Below are 22237 nucleotides of genomic sequence, written 5' to 3'. Positions count from 1 at the left end.
AACGTATTTTATATTTTTAGTTGAGGCTGCTATTAATCATATTCAAACCAGGCGATAACGGTTCCTGTTACCGTTCCCGGCTTAAACTTTTTTTCATCATAAAGTTTATATCTGGCGCCCAGTAAAAACTGCTCATCGCCGGTAATAGCGCTGTTCTGCTCTTTACGCCAGATAACGGTTGCGTTGCGATCTTCGCTGCTGCTAAAGATAAGCGGATCGTTTTTATCATTGAACAGCTGAAAGCCAACGCCTGCAGAAGTAGAGCTTTGATTGCGGATAATGTAGCTGCCGCCATCGATTAAATCATTACTGTAAAGCCGGGCGGTAACGCTGCGGGTGGTTTTTTCTAAAATAACCCCCTGGCAATTTACCGCAACCGGATAGACGCTGCTGGCTGTCTCCCCTCGCTGCAGCCGCCCCAGCGTAATAGCGGGTAAAACAAAGGTCTGATTATCGATAGTACATGTTGTCGCGTCGGGATCGTATGTTACGTCAAGCAGCGCGTAGCCTTTAACGCCGGTATCTTTGTTGTAATAGCTGCGTAACCATGCGGGCGTATGTTTATCGTAATCGCTTAAAGCCACCGTCAGTAGCTGATAACGGTTGCCGTTGGCCTGGGTAAAATCTTCCCCGCTTTTCCCCAGCTTCGCCGTCAATCTGTAGTCAATATTTTTGCCGGAAAAGACATGCGTTCCGGGAGAGTTGACGACGCTGCTCTGCTGCGGCGTCGCGATAAATGTAATCCACTGATCGAGCCCTTTGCTTTTATCGATAAACTCAACCGCAAAACCACTGCCGGTTGCCGAGTGATAATAGAGCGTAACGGGGAATATCCCTGAGCACAGCAAACTAAAATCTGACGCCCAGTTAGTATTTAATTGCGTAGTGTACTCGGCGCTGGAGATAAACGCTTTTTTCAGATTCAGATAGCTGACGGAGTTGGCAATATAATCATTACTAACGCCATTCCTTAAGGTCGTACAGGAAGCCTGGGTTCTGACTGCCCAGACTGAAATCATCAGCAAAAAAGCAAGCTTAAGTGAAGTATCAGCTTTCATTTAATCTCTCCCCGTTGCTCCATTGCAGGCTGACAGAGATTGGCAGCAGCAGCGTCAGGCGTATTAACGGTACAGATAGCGGCAGGATAGGATGCCGATAAAACTACGCTAAACGTTTCAGGAGCCTTATCGGCTTTAAGATAGATAAGGCTGTCCTGGGCAACATAACCAATCACCTTGCCGTCGCGGTTGATAACATCGGCGCCGAAAGGCAGCGGCCTGTTTTGCGGTAATCTGGCACGGTAGGTATAAGTTTTTCTGCGATCGGTTTTATATTTTACGTAAGAGATACTGCCATCCCAGGGCGCGGTACGGGCAATATTATTAATAAGCTCGGCGCCGCCGCTTTCTTTTTCTTCGCCCTCTAATCTGAAGGTATTTATTCGCCAGGCTGCGGCAGAAGGTATCAGTATACGGCCTTTAGCGTTGGTTTTAAGGGTGGGGTCGCTGTTTACGCGGGCATTTTTCAGCCCCGGCGCTTCAAGAATGACAAAGGTATTGCCAGTCTTGTTAGAGGCCAGAACGCCTCCTTTCCACGCCAGCAAGGCCCCGGATGCGCCAGCGCCCAGCTGACGGTAGTGCTCCGACTCCGTATAGTTAGCGGTAAGGGTGCTGTAGTCAGAATGCCAGGTGTCAAAGGTATTAACAGAGTGATATCCACGCTCGCGATCGCCCGTCAGATTAAGACTATAGTCAAACACCTGGTTGGAGCCGTTGACTCCGGCAGAGTAACCGCTCAGCCTGTTATTACTGGCGACCATCGATGTGTTGACGCTGCCGTAACCGTTAAACAGCGTGACGGGGATGCTAATGGTAAGTTCAATGCGATTTTCATTATTTCGCCTGCTGCCGTAAAACAGCTCATCAAACGCGTTCGCGCTTTGGTTGCGGCCATATTCATATTGCGTGCGGCTTGCCGCCAGGCCGTAAGATATTCCATACAGCGTATCCGACCACGACAGCCGGTACTGGCGCGTACGTTCGGGCGAGCGCCAGTATCTTTGCCAGTAGCCGTTCAGCGTTATTCTGCCCCAGCCCTCAGGCAGAGGCTGATCGATGGTAAAGCTCAGGGTGCTTTTATTTCTCAGATAACGGCTGGCGCTTTGCTGGTGCTGCAGCAGATTATTCAACATGACATGGTCATACAGCGACAGATAATTTTCCGTCGAATAATAGTAAGTCGCCAGTGAAATATTGGTTCTGGTTGGCAAATAGCGGCTCCAGGCGATTTTGTATCGGTTGCCGCTATAGGTGCGTTGGTTAAATAACTGCGCGTCAGAACGTTCCGTGTTGAAAGATATTGAGCCAAACCAGGGTGCGGAGATAGCTGTACCCGCCAGAAATGAGCGATACTTCTGGCTTATATTGGCCCCGCCGAACAGAGTGAAGTAGTTGTTCAGGCCATAGGCGTAGCCTGCCTGTATATAGTTGGGCTGATAGCTGCTGCCGTCCAGCTGCATCTCTCCGGCGCTAAGCTGCCAGTCAGAAGAACCGGCTCGCAGCATATCCGGCACCGTAGAATAGGGGACGATAAAAGATTCGCGTCGTCCTGATGCCTCTTCAAGCTCTACCTTAAGATCGCTTCTGGATCCTGTCGGCATCAGATCGCGGATCGCATAGGGGCCGGCTGGAATAGTTATCTCAGAAAGGGTATTTCCATCCTGATACACCCTCACTACCGAGTTTGAAGCGGCGGTGCCGCGGATAACCGGCATATAGGTGCTATAGATATCGGGATACATCCGGTTTTCTTTCTTTAGCGCTACGCCTCTGAACTTAACGCTATCAAACCATAGTGATTCCGAAAAAGTGTCGCCCAGCTTTAGCGTGGCATGAAAATCCGGCAGCGCTCTTTCCAGGTAACGCTCGCTGGTTTTCCACCTTCCTGAGCCGTTACGCGATTTCTGATAGGTGGAACGATCCTTCATATGCCAGGCTCCGAGGTTAAACCCGCTGCGTAAGGATAAGTAGAGATTATCTGCATTCTGCATATCGCCCTTATGCCAGGTGTGATAGTAATTAAAATTATAATTAGCATAGAGACCGTTAATCCCTTTATCCCACTGCCCAGCCGTTATCCAGCGATTATCCTGGCTCAGCACCCAGGCCTGAGGAATCGCCAGTTCCAGTCTCATCTGCGCAGGGCTAAGCTGGCTGGTGCCGCCGTGTAAAAAAAACTCGACGGGAATCCAGCCTTTTTTATTATTGATAATTTCCCTGATATCGCTTAAGGCCAGCTGACCAGCTGATTCAGCATCGATATAAATAATGTCCTGTGCGTCTACTTTTATCCGGTACTTTCCCTGCCATTTGTTGTTAATGAATAAATCAAAGTCATATATCCCCGGCGATATGACTTTTTTTACATCATTCCAGCTGTTGTTCGCTGCCTCTCCTAACAGAAAGCTGCTGTTAAAACTTTCAGCCAGTGCAGGAGTAGCCGTAATGAAACATACCACCATTGGCAAAGAACAGACGTAGCGCACGACTATCGCTTTTTTATTAGTATTCATAACAGCCACAAGTAAATGATGAGTTTATTGTGTTATTTAGTAGAGGAATGTAAAGTTAACTTTGGCTCCGTCATCGTTTATATAGGTAGCGCGATATTCGCCCCTGATAATTTTCTTAGCTTTTATAAAGTCCGCGCTGCATGAGTAGGGCGGAATAAAAGCCGTATGGGTCAACAGATTTTCCTGCTCGGATTTTTGCCCGCCGATGAAGAGATGCGTCAGCGTCAGATAATAAGGCGTTTCATTATTCAGACAGATTTTCCCCGCGCGCGTATATGAAAAGCCAACGTGAGCAGGAATCTTTTCCGGCGGCATAGCAAGCTTTTTCGGACGCCACAGCAGCTTAATACGATGGCGAAGCGCCACCTGAAGGTAATGTTTCCCGGCAGGTTTGACCTCAGGCTCCGGAGGAACGTCCAGAACATTTAACCAGTACGCCTGCTCCTGGTTTGCTGGCAAAGAAGCTATTTTTTCATTAGGTATAATTTTTAGCATCTGGCCTTCATGAGCATTTATTTTAACCACCGGAGGAGAGACAAAAAACGGCACGCTCATATTCTCAGGTTTAATTTCAGGACGCCCATCATCAATCCAGCTTTGCACCAGATGAGTGGTACGCGATTTATTATAGAGTTGTATTGCAACGGATGGATTCTCCTGAGGGAAAATCACTCGCGTTTGTTCAATGATTACGCCCGCAAAAGTTGTATGCTGAACACCAAGCAGCAGGAGAATAGCGATTCTTTTTTTCATAAACGCGCTTTATCCAATGAGTAGCGGGCAGCAGCGGCCCGCCCTGGGTTACTCATAGCTAAAGGAGTAGGTCGCTGTGGTGATAACAGAACCTGTAGTAACAGACGCGCCGCCGTAATTATAGTAATTAGCAAACCAGGTAATATCACCTTCGGGCGCGGTGTCATAATTCGTTTCGCCGCTTTTGGTGGTGGCTAAACCAGTCTGTACCGCGCGATTAAGCGGTACCAGCGTATTGCCGCCATCTCTGGTTATGGTAATACCGACGCCGCGCGCGCTGCCCAGATCGTTTTTCAGATATTTTTCATCGTCGGATATATTGGCGCCGCTGAAGGTAATATCAAGCTGCTGCGCTGAGGTGGAGTCATTGCGGTAACCGGTGCAGCCTGCTACATGCAAAGTAAATTGTGCCGCCTGCGCCGTTACGACGCCGATATCAGTGCCTAAATCTTCGGTGCTGATAGGGTTTAAATTTACCGTGAAATCGTTGCCGTCGTTGGTAGTAATATTACAGGTGGTATCAGTTACCGAGCCACTGAAGGTAATAATACCGCCGCTAACATTATTTGCCGTAGTGGCGAAAGTATTGGGGGAAAACAAAACGCCGCTCACCGCTGCCGTAAGCAACAGCTTACGCAAAGTTTTTATCTTTTTCATTGTGGATCCTGATCTTATTAGTGCCGAAAAGGGCTAAATGGTTATTGCTGTAGACGGAAATATTTGTGACGGCAATTTTATACATAAGGCGACGAGCATGAAAAATGAGAAAGCGGCTATTAAAAATACAGCATTGATAGGAAATTGAAATAAGCATACAAACCATATGGCCTTTATGCGGCGCATGGCTACGCGCGTTTGCGGTTATTTGTTTGATTTTTAAAGCTATTATCTCAATTTGACTTAAGGATTTAATTCTGACAATTAAGTGCTTGTAAGGATAAAATAAAAGGCATTCGTTCGGTATGGAATTTAATGTAATATTTTGTTACAAATATAGCGGCCTTTTTTCGCGGCTTAAATATCCCTGTCAACAAACCGGGCGTAGAAAGCAACTCGACAATCTGGCAACAGCTTCTGCGCAGATTCTTTCATTATTGCTGAACCCCGTTACCCGACGGTTTAAAGACGCGAGCCGCGCGGCTTAGGGTAAAATCTGGTTATTCAGCATGCGCCGGAAATTTATCGCCAGAGGAATAATTCATATAGCAGACGCGGCGCAAATGAGAATAACATCATCGGTAAAGCCGCGATTGTCCGTTTGGCGCTTATTAATTTTCCCGCTGTTAAATTTATCGGTGGTTTTGTCAGATTCATTAATGTTTAGCCTGGCGATAGCCATTGCGCAGCCGCAGTCGGGCGATGTCAAAGATAAAAACCCTGTTATCAGCAGGGATTCGGGCGAGGCCAAAGTTAAAAACCCTGTTATCAGCAAGGAGATGGCGCGCCATTCATCACGGCGGCGTCAGATTCGTCTGCGGCAAATAAGAAAAGTCTGTTGATCAGGATTAAAGTCCGCAGCGGCGATTTGCTATAAAAAGCAGCCTGGTCGACGGCCGCTTTGATTGAGGGTCGCCGTTATTAGATCATTTATGTTGTAGGCATATCGTGATGTCAGGAAAGCGTATTCAGCGAGAAAAGCGCACCATTGAGAAAATGATCGCGCTGTATCAGTCCGGCTGTCCCCAGGCGATGCCTGAACCTGAACGTTATCAAAAGCTGTATCAGTATGCGGTAAAGCGTCTCGATCGCTGCGCTTACGGCGAAGATAAACCCGCCTGTAAACAGTGCCCGATTCACTGCTATCAACCTGCGCCGCGCGAAGAGATGAAACAGATTATGCGTTGGGCTGGGCCACGAATGCTGCTGTATCATCCGATTCTGGCGATCCGCCATCTGATCGACGATAAACGTCCCGTTCCGCCGCTGCCGGAAAAATATCAGCCGAAAAAAAAATCTTAGGCGTTTTCCGTCGGCACGCCTTTATCTCCTGCTAACCTGCGCGCCGCCCCTGTTTTTACGCCTCCGTTACCAACGGGAAGTCATTTTTTCGCGCCGGCGAAAGCGGGTTTCCTCGTTTTACCTGCTGATTTTTTTGCGTATTTGCGGCATCGGTTGGGTAAGCGTTTGCTTCGCTTGAAATGCGCTGCGCTACGCGGGGCGGCGATCGGCATTCTGCTGCTTAACGCTGGGCGGATTGCCGCAAACGGCGCGCTGCGGCAGATGCTGAACGCGCCTGAACTGCGCGAGCTTTGTCAGGCGGATATAAAGGTTTCACTCACCCGGCAAGCAACTTACGCTGTTAACCCTGCGTCGCTAAGGCGCGGCGCCGGCAATTACCAGCCGGTTTGCGCCAGCAGGCTGGCTGCCAGGCGATCCACATCGGCAAAATCTTTCTCCACCGGCCAGCTAATCAGCCGGGCCGGGTACTGGCGCACCAGCTGCGGCAGGCAGGCGTCGTGAAAGCGTTTTAAATCGAAGAAGTAGTCCAGCGGGTAGTCGGTCTCGCCGGGGCGGGCGCGCCGCATGCAGCTGTCAAAACAGGCCTGCGGATCGCGATCGATATAGAGCACCACATCGATCGGCGGATAATCGGCAAAGCAGGCTTTAATGGTGTAGTAGTAATCCATGTAGCTGGCGTCCGGGCGCTCCGTTTGCAGGAAATTGGCGTGGCAAAACACCATATCGCTGTAAAGCGAACGTTCAATCACGTAGTTGCCTTCCGGCAGGTTCTGCAACAGACGCTGGCGCATACGGGTAATGTAGAGCTGAAAACGGATACGGATATTGGCGTCGCCGGGATGCGCGGTGAAATCCTTCAGCAGCGCCAGAAACTGCGCATCGGCATCCACCGGTTCCACCATCAGCTGCCATTTCTCGCCCGTCAGCGCCGTCAGTTTTTCCGCCAGCGGCCCGATAAGCGTACTTTTACCGGCGGCGATGTTGGCTTCAACTGCAATAATTTTCATAAAAAGAGTTCTCAGTGTAGCGGGAAGGGGGCTTTGTGTGCGGCGCGGCCGTACCCTGGCTATAAGCGTAATAAATAGCGGCGTAAGCGGCTTACAAGCGTCCGGCGTGCGCAAGGGAGATAACGCCGATCTTCATTTTGGTTAATCATCGCCTCCACGCCGATATCCGCCAGCATCTCGCTCATTAACGGATTCGGTGCATGACAGATGCATTTTTCTACCTGACATTGTAAATCATCATACCAGGACATACGGGCTCCTTAACGGTGAGCTTAACAACGCATAAAGCGACTCTGTGCTCCAACTGCAAAGGCCATGCCAGAAGTAACTTATTGAAATAGCAGGAAGCGCTGCGGGAACGCTGTCTTTTTGATGCGGTCATAGCAAGTGAAAATGACAATCATTTGTATTTTTGACAATGCCCGCCGCGTAGCCGGCGGTAAAAGCCAGCAGGGTTAAGTTTGTTGAAATGCGGCTGCTACACTCGATAGCAGCACCATCCACATTGCCTGATTACCTGAGAGGACATCATGTCAGAGAAAAATTATCAGCCGCCGAAGGTCTGGAAGTGGGACAGAGAAGGGGCCGGCAGCTGGGCGAAAATTAATCGCCCGATCGCCGGAGCGACCCATGACGCTCAGCTGCCGGTCGGCAAGCATCCGCTGCAGCTCTATTCGATGGGCACGCCCAACGGTCAGAAAGTGACGATCCTGCTGGAAGAGCTGCTGGCGCTGGGAGAAAGCGGCGCGGAATATGATGCGCATCTGATTCGCATCGGTGAGGGCGATCAGTTCTCCAGCGGCTTTGTGGCGGTGAATCCCAACTCAAAAATACCGGCGCTGCTCGATCGTTCGGAAACGCCAGCGGTGCGGGTATTTGAATCGGGAGCGATCCTGCTTTATCTGGCGGAAAAATTTGGTCGCTTCCTGCCGCAGGAGCGCGCCGCACGCACGGAAACGCTGAACTGGCTGTTCTGGCTACAGGGATCGGCGCCCTATCTGGGCGGCGGCTTTGGTCATTTCTATCACTACGCGCCGGAAAAAATCGAGTACGCCATTAACCGTTTCTCGATGGAAGCGAAGCGCCAGCTTGACGTGCTGGAACGCCAGCTGGCGCAGCAGCGCTATATCGCCGGCGAAGAGTATACCATCGCCGATATCGCTATCTGGCCCTGGTATGGCGCGCTGGCGCAGGGCGAGCTGTATGAGGCTGCGGAGTTCCTCGATGTTGCTTCTTATCCCCAACTGCAACGCTGGGCGCAGGACATCGCCGATCGTCCGGCGGTGCGGCGTGGGCGCATCGTTAACCGCACCTCAGGCGCGCCCGATCGGCAGCTGCGCGAGCGGCATGACGCTTCCGATTTCGATCTGCGCACTGAAGATAAGCTGAGTTAAGCAGAAACGGCGGCAGACTATAGGTCTGCCGTTATTATATTTTGTCAGCGAAAGGGTGAAACGAATACAGTCCGCATACTTTTCTTAATTAACGGCATTATTAATTGTTTTATCCGTCGCTTTAAATCTAATTTTTATTAAGGGTAAAAGTTTATTTTTCGCCGCAGATGAAGAATATTGCGACGGGAATGGCGTGAGCGGCGATATATTTACAGGGTATTCAGGCGGGATTTAAACATTAACCAGAACGGATAATATAATAATTCTTATCGTTAACGGCCTGTTTGCTTTTTTCTATATTATGTGAAAACGAGCGCATTTTAATTAGTGCGGAGCGCGTAAATATAGCGAGTGATTTTGCCTTATTTTCATCTTCGGACAGGAAACAGGAAAAATAATGAAAGAATTATATCAACATATCGTTAATAGCCAGGCGCAGTTTATCGCGCTGCGTCACGATCTGCATCAGCATCCTGAGATTGGCCTGGAAGAAACGCGTACCAGCGACATCGTTGCCGATAAACTGCAACAGTGGGGCTATCAGATAAACCGGGGCATGGCGAAAACGGGCGTGGTGGGGACGCTGAAGGTGGGCGACGGCGGCAAAACGCTGGGGCTGCGCGCGGATATGGATGCGCTGCCGATGGCGGAAAGCGGCAATCCCGCCTGGCGCAGCACCGTTGCAGGAAAGTTTCACGGCTGCGGCCATGACGGCCATACCGCGACGCTGCTGTGCGCCGCCGAATATCTGGCCGCCACCCGCCGTTTTAACGGCACGCTGCATCTTATTTTCCAGCCGGGCGAAGAGCTGCTGTATGGCGGCAGGCTGATGCTGGAGGATGGGCTGTTTCAACAGTTTCCCTGCGATGCCATCTATGCGCTGCACAATATGCCGGGCCTGAAAAAAGGGCATTTTCATTTTAAAACCGGCGCGATGATGGCCTCCTCCGATACGCTGCATATTGAGGTAATCGGCAAGGGCGGGCACGGCGCGATACCGGAAAAAACCACCGATGCGACGCTGGTGGCCTGCCATATTGTGCTGGCGCTGCAATCTATCGTTTCACGCAACGTCTCGCCTTTTGACCAGGCGGTGGTCACCGTAGGCAGCTTCTGTTCAGGCGAAGCGCCCAATATTATTAATGCCAGCGCGCTGCTGAAGCTAAGCGTGCGCGCGCTGGATAATGATGTGCGTCAGCTGCTGTTGAAACGTATTAAAGAGATCGCTCATGGTCAGGCGCAAAGCCTTGGCGCCGAGGTGAAAATTACCCACGTTAACGGCAGCCCGGTGCTGATTAACGATGCCGCCGCTACGGCCTTTGCCGTTGATGTGGCGCGGCGAATCGTCAGTGAAGAGATGATCTGCACCGATACCGCGGCGGTGATGGGCAGCGAGGATTTCGCCTTTATGCTGGAGGAGAATCCTAACGGCAGTTATCTGTTTATTGGCGCGGGCGATGAGCCGGACAGGTGTATGGTGCATAACCCAGGTTACGATTTTAATGATGATTTAATTGTGCCGGGCGCGCTGTTTTTTAGCCATCTGACCGAGCAGTTTTTGCAATAGTACGATTAGCGTAGCTCATATCAACGCTGTAAATATTCTGCTGCCGATGCCGCAGTGGAAAATAAACCGTGAAGGGAGTCTTTATGTCAGTTACCGAGACGCATAATGCCGCGCCTGCCGCTTTTCAGGGAAGCGGACGGCTTATCGTCGGAATTATTTTCGGCGTCCTTACCTTCTGGCTTTTCGCTCAGTCGGTGGTTAATCTTGTCCCGGCGATCCAGCAGGAAGTGGCTATTCCGCTGGAGTCGCTAAACCTGGCGATCAGCCTGACCGGATTATTTTCCGGCTGCTTTATTGTGGCGGCAGGCGATCTTGCCGATCGCTTCGGCAGAGTAAAACTCACCCAGGCAGGATTCGCCTTAAGTATTCTCGGCTGCTTTTGCCTTGTTGTGGCGCAAAATACCCTGTTGTTTGCCGTCGGACGTATTATTCAGGGGTTTTCAGCCGCCTGTATTATGCCCGCGACGCTGTCGCTGATTAAAGCTTACTATCAGGATGAGGCGCGGCAGCGGGCGTTGAGCTTTTGGTCTATCGGCTCCTGGGGCGGCTCCGGCCTCTGCTCGCTGGCGGGCGGGGCGATCGCGACCTACTTTGGCTGGCGCTGGGTGTTTATTCTGTCGATCTGCTGCGCGCTGGCCGGGATGTTGCTGATTCGCGGCACGCCGGAAAGTAAGGCGGCGAGCGCCGCGACTCATCGCTTCGACTACTTCGGGCTGCTGACCTTCGTGGTTATGCTGATCTGTCTGAACTGGACTATCACCAAAGGCAACGCGCTCGGCTGGCTGAACAGCGTTATCGTTATCCCCGCGGCGGTTTTTGCGCTGGCGGCGCTGCTGTTTTTTATTAACGCCCGCCGTAAAAAAAGCGCCAGCTTTATCGACTTTGCGCTGTTTAAACACCGCGCCTATAGCGGCGCGGTGCTCTCCAACTTTTTCCTTAACTGCGTAGCCGGTACGCTGATTGTCGCCAGCGTTTACGTCCAGCAGGGACGCGGTTTTAACGCTTTCCAGGCCGGAATGTTGACCATCGGCTACCTGGTTATGGTGCTGGGGATGATCCGGGTAGGGGAAAAGCTGCTGCAAAAAGTCGGGGCGCGTAAGCCGATGCTGCTGGGCACCGCAACCGCCGGCGTCGGCGTGGCGCTGCTCGCCTTAACGCATTTATCTGACGCCGCCTATATTGTCGTGGCGTGCATCGGCTATATTTTGCTGGGCCTGGGGCTGGGTTTTTACGCCACGCCCTCTGCGGATACCGCTATTTCCAGCGCCCCGGAGGAGCGCATCGGCGTGGCCTCCGGCATCTATAAAATGGCCAGCTCGCTGGGCGGCGCGTTTGGCATCGCTATTTCCGCCTCCGTCTATGCAATGATGCTGCCGATGGGGGCAGCCGTGGCCGCCACCTCCGGGCTGCTGGTCAATATACTTTTCTGTATGCTCTCTTTCCTGGTGGTTGCGATAATGGTGCCGCGCCAGAAATAGCCGTTAAAAGCGGCGCGCCGGTGCTGGCCTGGCCCGGCGCGCCAGTTCTTCTTGAGCCTCTCCTGTTGCCCCGCTGTCGCGCGTCGCTGCATTGCCGAGCCGTTCAGCGTACGCCCGTTAAGTTATCCGCTGCGCTTTGGCGCCAACTGCCATTTCCCTGTGTGATCTTTATCACGTAATCAGGCGACTTCAGCGAAGTCTGTCTAAACTTAGCTTTACCTTTAGTCAGTTTGGCTGGAGAAACCTGTTTTAAATCAATTAGCAGCGCCTGCAGCGACCTTTACAAAACCGATAACAGGGAGTGGTATGACCGATTTTCCATCTGAACAACCTGCTGAAGCAGCGCAAACCAAAGACACCGTTCGGCAACGTATCTTTATGGTGGTGCTGGTCGCCACCATGGGCGCGCTCGCCTTTGGCTATGACACCGGCATTATTTCCGGCTCGCTGCCTTTTATGTCCACCGCGCCGTCGCAGGGCGGACTGGGGCTAACCTCCTTTACCGAAGGGCTGGTAACTTCTGCGCTGATTTTTGGCGCGGCGATTGGCTCTTTTTTGAGCGGCTTTTTTTCCGATCGCTTCGGGCGCCGTATGACGCTGCGCAGCCTGGCGCTACTGTTTGTCGCCGGCGCGCTCGGCACCGCCGTTGCCCCAACGGTGCCTGCGATGGTGGCGATGCGCTTTGTGCTGGGCATTGCCGTCGGCGGCGGCTCCTCTACCGTGCCGGTATTTATTGCCGAGATTGCCGGGCCGAAGCGGCGCGCGCCGCTGGTAAGCCGCAATGAGCTGATGATCGTCAGCGGCCAGCTGCTGGCCTACGTGGTCAGCACCATTATGAGCTATACGCTGCACGATCCGCATGTCTGGCGCTATATGCTGGCGCTGGCGATGGTGCCGGGCATTTTACTGTTTTTCGGCACCTTTTTTGTACCTGCCTCTCCACACTGGCTGGTATCGGAGGGACGCTTTGCCGAGGCGCTGCGGGTGCTAAAGAAATTCAGGGATACGCCGCGCGAGGTACGCAAAGAGATGACGGAGATGCGCAAGCAGGAGCGGCTGGCGCGTCAGGGGCCGTCGGTACGGGCGCTGCTGCAGGAGCGTTGGGTGATCCGTCTGTTGCTGACCGGCTGCGGACTGGGATTTGTAGCGCAGTTTACCGGCGTAAACGCCTTTATGTACTACACGCCGATTATCCTGAAAACCACCGGCATGGGCACCAATGCCGCTATCGCCGCAACTATCGGCAACGGCATCGTTTCAGTGATCGCCGTGCTGGTGGGGATCTGGGCGGTAAGCCGTTTCAGCCGCCGCCGCATGTTGATGACCGGCCTCGCGGTCGTGATTCTGGCGCAGGTGGCGCTGGGACTGACCCTGACTTTGCTGCCGCAGAACCTGACGCAGAGCTATCTGGCGCTGGCCTGCATCCTGGTGTTCCTGTTCTTTATGCAGATGTGCGTGGCGCCGGTTTACTGGCTGCTGATGTCCGAACTGTTCCCGATGAAGATCCGCGGCGCGCTGGCCGGTATCGCCGTCTCTTTCCAGTGGATTTGCAACGCTATCGTGGCTTTTGCTTTCCCGCTTACGCTGAGCCTGATCGGTAACCAAACCTTCTTTGTTTTCGTGCTGCTGAATATCGGCTCGTTTGTTTTCGTTTACTTCCTGCTGCCGGAGACGCGCGGCAAAAGCCTGGAAGAGATCGAAAATATGATGCGTAGCAAGTACGGTGAAGTTTAACGCGGGAGGAGCGACTATTATCGCTTCGCTTGCGCCCTGAAGGCTGGCTCAGACGGCTATTCAGGGCGCTTAAATTTCTCTTTCTGAACGCAAGAGGTAACAATGTCAGCTTTATTTTCACCCTTTACCTTAAAGGACGTGACGCTGCGTAACCGCATCGCCGTACCGCCGATGTGCCAGTACACCGCTACCGACGGTATGAGCAATGACTGGCATCGCGTTCATTACAGCAGCCTGGCGCGCGGCGGTGCCGGTCTGGTTATCGTTGAGGCCACCGCGGTGGCGCCGGAAGGACGCATTACTCCTGGCTGTCTCGGTATCTGGAGCGATGCGCAGGCGGAAAAACTGGCGCAGATCGCCCGTGATATCAAAGCCGCCGGCGCGGTGCCGGGCATTCAAATCGCGCACGCCGGCCGCAAAGCCAGCGCTAACCGGCCATGGGAAGGCGATGACCATATCGCCGCCGATGACGGGCGCGGTTGGGAAACTATCGCGCCTTCCGCCGTTGCCTTCGGCGCTAACCTGCCGCAGGTGCCGAAAGCGATGACGCTGGATGATATCGCCCGCGTGCGGGAAGATTTCGCTACTGCCGCACGACGCGCGCGCGATGCCGGCTTTGAATGGCTGGAGCTGCATTTCGCGCACGGCTATCTGGCGCAGAGCTTCTTCTCCGTACAGGCTAACCAGCGTCAGGACGCTTACGGCGGCGATCTCGCCGGCCGCAGCCGCTTTATGCTGGAAACGCTGGAGGCGGTGCGTCACGTCTGGCCGGAAAATCTGCCGCTGACCGCGCGTTTCGGCGTGATTGAATATGATGGCCGCGATGAGCAAACGCTGCAGGAATCGATTGAAGTAACGCGTCAGATGCGCGCCGGCGGTCTGGATCTGCTGAGCGTCAGCGTTGGCTTCTCCACGCCGGATGCCAATATTCCGTGGGGCCCGGCGTTCCTCGCGCCCATTGCCGAGCGCGTGCGGCGCGAAGCGCAAATTCCGGTGGCTTCCGCCTGGGGTATCGATGCGCCGGCGATCGCTAACCGTACCGTTGCAGAGCAGCAGTTGGATCTGGTGATGGTAGGGCGCGCGCACCTGGCGAACCCGCACTGGCCGTATCAGGCCGCGCTGGCGCTGCAGGAAGAGAAGGCTGCATGGGTGCTGCCGGCGCCTTACGCTCACTGGCTGGAGCGCTATCGCGTCAGCGAATAATCCACAAGGCGCCGTCCGGCGCCTTGCAACCTGTTGCTAATGAAATCTCCTGCGTTTCAGTTGATTTCGTGCGCGTTAGCTGCGTTCGATTTTTTTCGCCGCTTCATCCAGCACGTCAACAATCGCATACAGCGTCTGCTGAGAGATCTGCTGGTCGGCAAGGCGGGTATTCAGCGCCATTTTCATATTATGAATGGCGCGCTGCACGTCCGGCAAACTGCGGTTATGCGCCAGCACCGCCAGCGACGCCAGGCGCGTCATGACCTGCTCCAGCTGCGTCTGCTGCCGGGTAAGAAAGGCCTCGCCTTCGGCGGTGATCAGATGGTTTTTGCGGGCGCTCTCTTCCGCAGCCGCTGTGATGTAGCCCATCTCCTCCATCAGCGCCAGATTGGGGTAAATCAGACTGGGGCTGGGCGTATATTCGCCCTGCGATAATTCTTCGATCGCCTTAATGATCTCATAGCCGTGTGCGGCTCGCGTCCTGAGAATACTCAGGATCAGCAGGCGTACTTCGGTGGCGTCCAGCAGCCGATCTTTACGTTTCCGGTGGGCGAAAAAGGCAGAATCTTTTTTTTCTCTCATCACATTATCCTTGTTTAGAACGAGAAAAGCGTGCCGACAGATATCGGCTAATGCGCTTATTTACTGTGCCAGTAAGCAACGCCGCGCAGGTAGCTGTCGTTAACCTGGCGCTGTTCGGTCAGATAATCGATTAAGCTTTTTACCCGTGCGCCTTCGCCGGTCAGCCACAGGAAATAGCCCTGCGCCGGAATCGTCAGCTGCTCCAGCGCGGCGCGCGCGGCGTCGGCCTCAGCGGGCAGGAAATGGTAGTTAACCTGCGCTAACGCGGGCAGATACGCTTTGCTTTGCGCTTCGTCGGCCATTATCAGCAGATGAATTTCGGCATCGCTCTGCGCCGCCTGTAGTTCCGTCAGGCGACGGTTGAGCGCCGGCAGGCCGGTTTCATCGCACAGGTAGAGCTGGAAAGCGTACTCCAGCGGCATACAGAAGGAGCCGCGCGGTCCGCCGACGATCAGCGGATCGTTAATCTGCGCCTGTTGCGCCCACCCGCTGGCCAGACCGCCGGGATGCATAAAGAAATCGATAGTCAGGGTTCTGGCTGCCGCATCCCAGGCAAGCGGGGTGTAATCGCGAGACGGCGGACGCTGTCCTTCCGGCCAGACTACGCCCTGCTCGCCAACCTGCGGCAGGCGCAGCTCGCCGTTTTCCGCCTCAGGAAAAAAAAGTTTGATGTGATCGTCAAAGCTGTGGGAGTTGAAGCCCTGCAAATCTTCGCCGCCCAGCACGATACGCCAGAAGCGCCCGATTTGGGTTTTGCTCTGTACGCGCAGCTGGCGCAGGCGCAGCTCATTTTTTTTACGGGTGGGAAGCGGCCACGCCGGGGTAGCAATCTCTGCACTCATTATAAGGTCCTTGTCGCGATCTAAAGTCAGAAACATATCCAAGATATATCTTTGCCACAAGAGCCTTTCGTGCTGCGCGCAGGGAAAACGACGTTTTTTTAGCGAATTACCGCGCGAAAAGCTTTACGTTTACTAATCTTTTTCAGGATAGCGATACGGTAAAGCGTGCGTTGTCGCCGGTCATATGTCTATTATTTCAGGAGCCAGCTAATGAATCCCAATGCGACCAGACGCAACTCGGCGCTTGCTGTGGCGCTGTATGAGTGCTTTAACCCCGTGCCGCTCGGCTTTTTCGCCGCCGCGTGGATCTTTGACATCATCTATCTGCAAAGCTACAACCCGATGTGGACGAAAAGCGCCAGCTGGCTGATCGCCTTTGGGCTGATTATCGCCATTATTCCCCGGCTGATTAACCTTGCGCAGGTGTGGGTGGGCGCCAGCTGGCGGCAAACCTCGGCGGTAAAAGTTGATTTCTGGGCCAACCTGCTGGCGATGGTGCTGGCAATTTTCAACGCCTTTGTTCACAGCCGCGATGCTTATGCGGTGGCGCCGGCGGGCGTGATCCTCTCAACGCTGGTGGTGCTGTTGATCTGCTTCGCCAATGTCCAGCTTGCCCTGCGTCTGCGTAATGCTGAAGGAGCCGCACGATGAAAAAATCTCTGTTGCTGATGGCGATGACTTCCGCGCTGCTGCTGAGCGGCTGTGATGAACAGGCCACGGTCGATCCTGAAAGCCAGGTTGGCGCAAATCCGGTATTGCCGCCGGCGCAGGATTTCCTGCTGCCGCCGATGCAGGTGCCGAAAGGCGTGGCGTGGAAAGCGGGGGAGACGCCCAGCGTCGCCAGCGGCCTGCGCATTAGCAAAGTGGCTGACGGCCTGATGCATCCGCGCCAGCTCTATGTACTGCCGAATAACGACGTGCTGGTGGTGGAGGCTAACAGCCCCGGCACTGAACCGATCAGTATGCCGAAACAGCTGGTAATGGGCATGGTGCAGAAATCGTCCGGCAAAGGCGGCAAGGGCGGCAACCGTATTACGCTGCTGCGCAACGCCAGCGGCGACGGCGTTAGCTGGGAAAAGCATATTTTTCTTGAGAACCTGCATTCACCCTTTGGCGTGCAGCTGGTGGGCGATACGCTCTATGTCGCCAACGCCGACAGCATCATGCGCTATCGCTATCAGACGGGCGCAACGCGCATTAACGATCCCGGTACGGAGCTGACCGATCTGCCGGGCGGGCCGCTTAATCATCACTGGACTAAATCACTGCTGGCCAGCCCGGACGGCAGCAAGCTTTATGTTGGCGTCGGCTCCAACAGTAATATCGTAGAGAACGGCATTGGGGCGGAGTATCGCCGTGCGGCGGTGCTGGAAGTGGATATTGCTGGCGGCGGCAGCCGCATCTACGCCAGCGGCCTGCGCAATCCCACCGGCCTGCAGTGGGAGCCGCAAAGCGGCAAACTCTGGGCGATAGTAAACGAACGCGACGAAATCGGCGCCGATCTGGTGCCGGATTATCTGACTTCGGTGCAGGAGGGCGGCTTTTACGGCTGGCCCTACAGCTATTATGGTCAGCATATCGATCATCGCGTCATGCCGCAGCGTCCCGATCTGGTGGAAAAGGCGATTAAGCCGGACTATGCGCTTAGTTCGCACGTTGCGCCGCTGGGGCTGCTGTTCTATACCGGCAACGCGCTGCCGGCTCAGTATCACGGCGGCGCTTTTATCAGCGAGCATGGCAGCTGGGATCGCTCGCCGCTCAACGGCTATCGCGTGTCGTTCGTCGCCTTTAAGGATGGCAGGCCGACAGGCAAGCCGCAGCCGGTAGTTACCGGTTTTCTGACGGAAGATCAGCAAGAAGTTCGCGGGCTGCCGGTAGGGTTGGCGATGGATCGGCAGGGCGGGGTGCTGATTGCCGATGATGCAGGCAATACCGTCTGGCGCGTGACCGCAGCCGGTACGCCATAAGTAAACGCCGGCGCGTCGGGGCGCGCCGGAAAACGCTTATTCCGTCAGGAAAGGGTAATCGGTGTAGCCGCGTTCATAGGGCGGCTCCATGCGATAAATCGTCTCGCTGTCGAGCGTATTGAGCGGTGCCTGGCGCTGGAAGCGCTCCGTTAAATCGGGATTGGCAATATAGAGCTTGCCGAAGCTCACCGCGTCCGCTTTGCCTTCCTCAATAAGCCTTTCTGCCTCTTCACGATTAATCCCTTCGTTCATGATAAAGGCGCCGCTGAACTTCTTCCGCACCAGCGGAGCAAGCGGCTCTGCCATGGTGAGAGCCTCACGGGCGAAAATAAAGGCCAGGCGGCGCGCATCAAGCTGCTCCGCAACATAGCCAAACAGCGCCGGCGGATTGGAATCGGACATCGAATAGCTGTTCGACATCAGGTTAAGATGCACGCCGACGCGATCCGCTGACCAGATTTCCAGCACCGCATCAACCACCTCCAGCAGGAAGCGGGCGCGGTTTTCAATCGGGCCGCCGTAGCGATCGCTGCGCTTATTGGAGCCGTCGTGCAGGAACTGATCGATCAGATAGCCGTTTGCGGCATGAATTTCCACGCCGTCAAAACCGGCCTGCCGGGCGTTTTCCGCCGCGCGGCGATAGTCCGCCACAATGCCGGGGATCTCATCAGTTTCCAGCGCGCGCGGCGTAACATAAGGGCGCTGCGGGCGAACCAGCGTTACGTGCCCTTCCGGAGCGATGGCGCTGGGCGCGACCGGCAGTTCGCCGTTCAGGTGAATGGGATCGGAAACGCGGCCCACGTGCCAGAGCTGAAGCACAATTTTACCGTCGGCCTGATGCACCGCGTCGGTAATTTTTCGCCAGCCGGCGATCTGCTCCTCGCTCCAGATGCCGGGCGTATTGGGATAGCCGACGCCCTGCGGCGAAATCGAGGTGGCCTCGGTCAGAATCAGACCGGCGCTGGCCCGCTGCACATAGTGCCTGAGCATAATTTCATTAGGCGTACGCGCCTCAACCGCGCGCATACGCGTAAGCGGAGCCATGACGATTCGGTTTTTCAGTTCCAGCGCGCCGATTTTTACCGGCTGATACAGGCTTGCCATAGTTACCCCATCCGTTAGATATGTGCACTGCGAAAAATCATCATGCGCAGTGGTGAGCCAGGCGTCAATGCAGCGGCGCGTTTGCGCCGGGTTTACCGCATGCAGTGTTAAAAAGCGCGGTGGTTTACATATCGCCCATGCGCGGGAAAAGCGGCGAGCGCTATTTATCAGACCTTTCTCTATGGCGGAGAATAACCGCCGCCAACAGACGCCAGGCCTTTATTCATAACGACGGCGGGCGGGCGGCGCTCGCGCTGTCGTTGCAGATTCGCTTAACCAGCAGGGGACAGACTGAAAATGATCCTTCAAATTGAAACGGTTATATAGATATACCATTACATGATGAGGGTTTATCTTGACGTAACAGCGTTAACTGTATGATAATTTTCGGATAAATTTTCCCTGGTGTTGGCCAAATGGCAACCTGACCTTCTATGGTCAGGTTTTTTTTTGCCTGAGATTTAACCTTTGTTTTCTCCTGGCGAACACTTTACGATGTAGGGCAGGTTGTTTTAAGTTAAACTTAACCCCAGGGCCGTGTAGTCGCGGATAGATTAGGGAAAATGTAACGTTATTTTGAGGTTAAGGATGTCACTATTTTTTTCAGAAAATCAGGCGATCATCGAAACCGCTCAGTATTACTTCGACAGGAAATTAAAGCAATACGGCAACTTAAAATATGCTTATATGGTGCTAAATAAAAAAAATCCTGCCGATATGCTGGTGATTTCTAATTATCCGAAAGAGTGGGTAGATATATATAAAGAAAACAACTATCAGCAGATCGATCCGGTCGTTATTGCATCCTTCACGCGTATCGCGCCTTTCTCGTGGGATGAAAGCATCACCATTAATGCCGAAGTTAACTTCTCCAAAATATTCAACCTGTCCAAAAATTATAAGATAGCCAACGGGCATTCTTTTATTTTACATGATTATTACAATAACCTTGCATTGCTCTCCATCCTGATGAATGAAGAGCATGTTAATGAAGCAGAGGCGATCGTTGCAGAGCAGGAAGATAAGCTGCAAATGCTGCTAATCAGGGTGCACGAGAAGATTATCTCCCTGTATAAAGAGCTGGAAAATAGCACAACGAGTAAGAAACAGATCAGCAAGGATATTTTTTCACCCCGTGAAAACGAGATCCTTTACTGGGCCAGCGTAGGTAAAACCTATCAGGAGATTGCGCTTATCCTGGGTATTAAAGTGAGCACGGTAAAATTTCATATTGGCAACGTTGTAAAAAAATTAGGTGTTATGAATGCCAAACACGCCATCAGAATGGGTGTTGAATTACAGTTAATTAAACCCGCGGTGGGTTAGGCTGAAAATTAAGCGGCCAACTTTCTAACTCTTTGTGGCTGAACAGATTATCTGGATTAGCTCTTGCTATCAGCGTGTCGCGGCTACGATCGTCAACCGGAAGAAAAACGATATAAATTTTCTCTTTTTTCTCTGAAAGCGTTTGGTTCACTACGGATATTTGCCAGCCTGAGCGTTTTAATATCCGCAGCATGGCATGGCTCACCAGGGTATAGATCCCTTCGTAGCCATAGTTACGTGCGTAATTAACCATCGCTAAAAATAACATATTGCTAACGGGATATTGATGGAGCTCGCTGTTGCGGGCGCGTTCTTTGTCAACAAAGAAGCGGCTGGATTCAATATAGTTGCCTGACGGCAGCTCAACCTTGTCAAACCAGGGCGCGAAGGTATGAGTGATCATATTTGGGTAGCGGGTTTCAATAAACCTTACGCTACATAATACGTTATCATTATGGATGCCAAAAACGTAGGTGGTATGCTCATTGTCATATTCATCAAACTCCATGCCGTTAATGCAGTTAACGGCCCAGTCCAGACGATCCTTGAAAGTTTCCTTTCTCAGGATAAACAGTTCACTTGATCTCTGTTCTGATAATTTTTGGTAGTTAATATCAAGAAAATTTATCATGCTGGCTCCATTTCGATGAAATTGTTTTGCATCTGAATTACAAAACCTGCGCCGGAAGGGGATGGCTATTCCGGTAAATCCTGGCCCAATTTTCGCTTTTTCCGGCGCGCTTGTACAGCAGGCAAAAGTATATGACGATAATGAGAAATATCGTTTAAGAAAAATAGTAGCCCATCTGCGCTTTTATTGGCGGCCTGGCTATTTTGTGTACAGGAAAACAGGCAGGGAAACGGGGAAAAAGAGCCGGCTAAGCGGCGGGCGGGAGCGTCAGCAGCCGCCGGCGCCGGAGGCTGGAAACTTCTGAGTTCCGCAACCTCCGCTGGCCAGAAGGGCGATTAGCGCCCTGAACGCGCATCCTCACGAGCCTGACGCACAATCGCTTTCGCTATCCAGCGGGCGACATCCTGCAAGGTATCATCATCGCAGCCCCAGATATCCTTCATTACCATAAAGATTTCTGAACCATAAACTAACGATAGCGCATACATCACTTTTTGTAACAGTACGGGCGGCAGCTCGGCGCGCAGAGGTTCCAGCACCCGCTGTAGCGTTTGTTTACGGTTGCCGCGAATCAGCTTCTCTTTGATCAGCGGCAGATGATCGGAACGCGACTGCGCCCACTGCGTCAGCGATAAGTGCAGCGCCGCGCGCAGCGTACCTTCATGCTGCAGCATGCGTGGAAAGGCAAACGCCAGCAGCTCATCGATCCGGTCGCCGACATCATGCCGGGTGGGCTGGAAATTTTTCATTGGGCTTAGCGTTTCGGTCACTATTGCTGAAACCAGCGCGCTCTGCGTGGGAAAGTAGCGATAGGCCGTTGCGCGGGAGAGCTGAGCCGCCTGTGCCACTTCGGTAATAGAAGGAAAGCTCCCACTATCGAACATTTTCATTGCCGTTTCGATTAATAACCGGCGCGTACGGGCGCGCGTGGACGTCATCGGCATGCTTGCCTGGGGATCCCTTTCTATCACTTTAACCTCTTGTTTTTTCTGTTGCGGCCTGATTGCCCGCCTTACTGCATAACATATTGGCACTATATCAGAACTGACGATTTTAACAGGGAACAATTCGTTATGGTTAATAATCAGTTTTTTCTCATAATTGATGAGACGCACATTT

At 53.2% G+C, this 22237-nt stretch carries 21 protein-coding genes; 10 read left to right on the top strand and 11 right to left on the bottom strand.

Annotated features, from left to right (window positions below; all coding sequences use genetic code 11):
- Window positions 1-32: 32 nt before the first annotated feature.
- From FKM52_RS13465 to FKM52_RS13450, 4 genes are read right to left on the bottom strand one after another with little or no spacing between them, the layout of a single operon-like run.
- On the bottom strand, window positions 33-1058 hold the full coding sequence (locus FKM52_RS13465; protein WP_141176692.1) for a fimbrial protein: 1026 nt from the start codon (window positions 1056-1058) through the stop codon (window positions 33-35).
- Complete coding sequence (locus tag FKM52_RS13460; protein WP_141176691.1) at window positions 1055-3571, bottom strand: fimbria/pilus outer membrane usher protein; 2517 nt, start codon at window positions 3569-3571, stop codon at window positions 1055-1057. Before FKM52_RS13460 ends, FKM52_RS13465 begins: the two co-directional genes overlap by 4 nt.
- Before the next feature lie 36 nt (window positions 3572-3607).
- The gene (locus tag FKM52_RS13455; protein WP_141176690.1) at window positions 3608-4324 is read right to left on the bottom strand and encodes a fimbrial biogenesis chaperone; all 717 of its coding nucleotides are present in this window, start codon (window positions 4322-4324) and stop codon (window positions 3608-3610) included.
- 48 nt (window positions 4325-4372) lie between these two features.
- Window positions 4373-4981, bottom strand: coding sequence for a fimbrial protein (locus FKM52_RS13450; RefSeq protein WP_141176689.1), 609 nt, complete (start codon window positions 4979-4981; stop codon window positions 4373-4375).
- Window positions 4982-5490: 509 nt separating this feature from the next.
- On the opposite strand from FKM52_RS13450, the gene FKM52_RS13445 reads away from it, so the two are divergent.
- Window positions 5491-5823, top strand: a complete 333-nt coding sequence (locus tag FKM52_RS13445) for a hypothetical protein (RefSeq protein WP_141176688.1) — start codon at window positions 5491-5493, stop codon at window positions 5821-5823.
- A 109-nt stretch (window positions 5824-5932) separates the two neighbouring features.
- A complete protein-coding gene (locus FKM52_RS13440) occupies window positions 5933-6283 on the top strand; it encodes a nitrous oxide-stimulated promoter family protein (RefSeq protein WP_141176687.1) in 351 nt (116 codons plus the stop codon).
- Window positions 6284-6657: 374 nt separating this feature from the next.
- Here the strand turns inward: FKM52_RS13440 and FKM52_RS13435 are convergent, their stop codons facing one another.
- Window positions 6658-7290, bottom strand: coding sequence for a deoxynucleoside kinase (locus FKM52_RS13435; RefSeq protein WP_141176686.1), 633 nt, complete (start codon window positions 7288-7290; stop codon window positions 6658-6660).
- A gap of 59 nt (window positions 7291-7349) precedes the next feature.
- Window positions 7350-7541, bottom strand: coding sequence for a hypothetical protein (locus FKM52_RS13430; protein ID WP_141176685.1), 192 nt, complete (start codon window positions 7539-7541; stop codon window positions 7350-7352).
- Window positions 7542-7820: 279 nt separating this feature from the next.
- On the opposite strand from FKM52_RS13430, the gene yghU reads away from it, so the two are divergent.
- The 5 genes from yghU to FKM52_RS13405 all read left to right on the top strand — a co-directional run bounded on the left by yghU (window position 7821) and on the right by FKM52_RS13405 (window position 14666).
- Entirely contained in the window at window positions 7821-8684 is an 864-nt protein-coding gene (gene yghU / locus FKM52_RS13425) for a glutathione-dependent disulfide-bond oxidoreductase (protein ID WP_141176684.1), read from the top strand.
- Window positions 8685-9078: 394 nt separating this feature from the next.
- Entirely contained in the window at window positions 9079-10251 is a 1173-nt protein-coding gene (locus tag FKM52_RS13420) for a M20 aminoacylase family protein (protein ID WP_377091606.1), read from the top strand.
- An 83-nt stretch (window positions 10252-10334) separates the two neighbouring features.
- Window positions 10335-11729 carry an MFS transporter gene (locus tag FKM52_RS13415; RefSeq protein WP_141176682.1) on the top strand — a complete coding sequence of 465 codons (1395 nt, stop codon included), beginning with the start codon at window positions 10335-10337 and terminating at the stop codon, window positions 11727-11729.
- 306 nt (window positions 11730-12035) lie between these two features.
- Window positions 12036-13463: a sugar porter family MFS transporter gene (locus FKM52_RS13410; protein ID WP_141176681.1), complete on the top strand. Its 1428-nt coding sequence runs from the start codon at window positions 12036-12038 to the stop codon at window positions 13461-13463.
- Between the two features lie 102 nt (window positions 13464-13565).
- The gene (locus FKM52_RS13405) at window positions 13566-14666 is read left to right on the top strand and encodes an NADH:flavin oxidoreductase/NADH oxidase (RefSeq protein WP_141176680.1); all 1101 of its coding nucleotides are present in this window, start codon (window positions 13566-13568) and stop codon (window positions 14664-14666) included.
- 75 nt (window positions 14667-14741) lie between these two features.
- Here FKM52_RS13405 and FKM52_RS13400 read toward each other — a convergent pair whose 3' ends face one another.
- Both FKM52_RS13400 and FKM52_RS13395 read right to left on the bottom strand, forming a co-directional pair.
- Window positions 14742-15248: a PadR family transcriptional regulator gene (locus tag FKM52_RS13400; RefSeq protein ID WP_141176679.1), complete on the bottom strand. Its 507-nt coding sequence runs from the start codon at window positions 15246-15248 to the stop codon at window positions 14742-14744.
- Window positions 15249-15304: 56 nt separating this feature from the next.
- Window positions 15305-16090, bottom strand: coding sequence for a siderophore-interacting protein (locus FKM52_RS13395; RefSeq protein ID WP_141176678.1), 786 nt, complete (start codon window positions 16088-16090; stop codon window positions 15305-15307).
- Window positions 16091-16300: 210 nt separating this feature from the next.
- Here FKM52_RS13395 and FKM52_RS13390 point away from each other — a divergent pair, with 210 nt between their 5' ends.
- Both FKM52_RS13390 and FKM52_RS13385 read left to right on the top strand, forming a co-directional pair.
- Entirely contained in the window at window positions 16301-16741 is a 441-nt protein-coding gene (locus FKM52_RS13390) for a DUF2231 domain-containing protein (RefSeq protein ID WP_141176677.1), read from the top strand.
- On the top strand, window positions 16738-18057 hold the full coding sequence (locus tag FKM52_RS13385; protein WP_141176676.1) for a PQQ-dependent sugar dehydrogenase: 1320 nt from the start codon (window positions 16738-16740) through the stop codon (window positions 18055-18057). Before FKM52_RS13390 ends, FKM52_RS13385 begins: the two co-directional genes overlap by 4 nt.
- 36 nt (window positions 18058-18093) lie before the next feature.
- Here the strand turns inward: FKM52_RS13385 and FKM52_RS13380 are convergent, their stop codons facing one another.
- Window positions 18094-19161 (bottom strand): alkene reductase, encoded by a 1068-nt coding sequence (locus FKM52_RS13380; protein WP_141176675.1) that lies wholly within the window; start codon window positions 19159-19161, stop codon window positions 18094-18096.
- A 588-nt stretch (window positions 19162-19749) separates the two neighbouring features.
- On the opposite strand from FKM52_RS13380, the gene FKM52_RS13375 reads away from it, so the two are divergent.
- Window positions 19750-20487 (top strand): LuxR family transcriptional regulator, encoded by a 738-nt coding sequence (locus FKM52_RS13375; protein ID WP_141176674.1) that lies wholly within the window; start codon window positions 19750-19752, stop codon window positions 20485-20487.
- On the opposite strand, the gene FKM52_RS13370 is transcribed toward FKM52_RS13375, so the two are convergent.
- Window positions 20468-21118 (bottom strand): acyl-homoserine-lactone synthase, encoded by a 651-nt coding sequence (locus tag FKM52_RS13370; RefSeq protein ID WP_141176673.1) that lies wholly within the window; start codon window positions 21116-21118, stop codon window positions 20468-20470. The two genes, FKM52_RS13375 and FKM52_RS13370, sit on opposite strands and share 20 nt — an antisense overlap.
- A 335-nt stretch (window positions 21119-21453) precedes the next feature.
- Entirely contained in the window at window positions 21454-22062 is a 609-nt protein-coding gene (locus FKM52_RS13365; protein ID WP_141176672.1) for a TetR/AcrR family transcriptional regulator, read from the bottom strand.
- Window positions 22063-22237: the final 175 nt, after the last annotated feature.

This window comes from Mixta tenebrionis (assembly GCF_006517625.1).
GTDB lineage: Bacteria > Pseudomonadota > Gammaproteobacteria > Enterobacterales > Enterobacteriaceae > Mixta > Mixta tenebrionis.
Note: the sequence above shows the minus strand (reverse complement) of the source record. Positions and strands in the feature narration are given on the sequence as shown.

Excerpts from the sequence above, each read along its gene's own strand:
- FKM52_RS13410 (WP_141176681.1), top strand. The coding sequence starts at position 12,036 with ATGACCGATTTTCCATCTGAACAACCTGCTGAAGCAGCGCAAACCAAA.
- FKM52_RS13450 (WP_141176689.1), bottom strand. The coding sequence starts at position 4,981 with ATGAAAAAGATAAAAACTTTGCGTAAGCTGTTGCTTACGGCAGCGGTG.
- FKM52_RS13445 (WP_141176688.1), top strand. The coding sequence starts at position 5,491 with ATGCGCCGGAAATTTATCGCCAGAGGAATAATTCATATAGCAGACGCG.
- FKM52_RS13435 (WP_141176686.1), bottom strand. The coding sequence starts at position 7,290 with ATGAAAATTATTGCAGTTGAAGCCAACATCGCCGCCGGTAAAAGTACG.
- FKM52_RS13415 (WP_141176682.1), top strand. The coding sequence starts at position 10,335 with ATGTCAGTTACCGAGACGCATAATGCCGCGCCTGCCGCTTTTCAGGGA.
- FKM52_RS13430 (WP_141176685.1), bottom strand. The coding sequence starts at position 7,541 with ATGTCCTGGTATGATGATTTACAATGTCAGGTAGAAAAATGCATCTGT.
- FKM52_RS13440 (WP_141176687.1), top strand. The coding sequence starts at position 5,933 with ATGTCAGGAAAGCGTATTCAGCGAGAAAAGCGCACCATTGAGAAAATG.
- FKM52_RS13385 (WP_141176676.1), top strand. The coding sequence starts at position 16,738 with ATGAAAAAATCTCTGTTGCTGATGGCGATGACTTCCGCGCTGCTGCTG.
- FKM52_RS13390 (WP_141176677.1), top strand. The coding sequence starts at position 16,301 with ATGAATCCCAATGCGACCAGACGCAACTCGGCGCTTGCTGTGGCGCTG.
- FKM52_RS13455 (WP_141176690.1), bottom strand. The coding sequence starts at position 4,324 with ATGAAAAAAAGAATCGCTATTCTCCTGCTGCTTGGTGTTCAGCATACA.
- FKM52_RS13465 (WP_141176692.1), bottom strand. The coding sequence starts at position 1,058 with ATGAAAGCTGATACTTCACTTAAGCTTGCTTTTTTGCTGATGATTTCA.
- FKM52_RS13380 (WP_141176675.1), bottom strand. The coding sequence starts at position 19,161 with ATGGCAAGCCTGTATCAGCCGGTAAAAATCGGCGCGCTGGAACTGAAA.
- FKM52_RS13400 (WP_141176679.1), bottom strand. The coding sequence starts at position 15,248 with ATGAGAGAAAAAAAAGATTCTGCCTTTTTCGCCCACCGGAAACGTAAA.
- FKM52_RS13365 (WP_141176672.1), bottom strand. The coding sequence starts at position 22,062 with ATGCCGATGACGTCCACGCGCGCCCGTACGCGCCGGTTATTAATCGAA.
- FKM52_RS13460 (WP_141176691.1), bottom strand. The coding sequence starts at position 3,571 with ATGAATACTAATAAAAAAGCGATAGTCGTGCGCTACGTCTGTTCTTTG.
- FKM52_RS13405 (WP_141176680.1), top strand. The coding sequence starts at position 13,566 with ATGTCAGCTTTATTTTCACCCTTTACCTTAAAGGACGTGACGCTGCGT.
- yghU (WP_141176684.1), top strand. The coding sequence starts at position 7,821 with ATGTCAGAGAAAAATTATCAGCCGCCGAAGGTCTGGAAGTGGGACAGA.
- FKM52_RS13370 (WP_141176673.1), bottom strand. The coding sequence starts at position 21,118 with ATGATAAATTTTCTTGATATTAACTACCAAAAATTATCAGAACAGAGA.
- FKM52_RS13375 (WP_141176674.1), top strand. The coding sequence starts at position 19,750 with ATGTCACTATTTTTTTCAGAAAATCAGGCGATCATCGAAACCGCTCAG.
- FKM52_RS13395 (WP_141176678.1), bottom strand. The coding sequence starts at position 16,090 with ATGAGTGCAGAGATTGCTACCCCGGCGTGGCCGCTTCCCACCCGTAAA.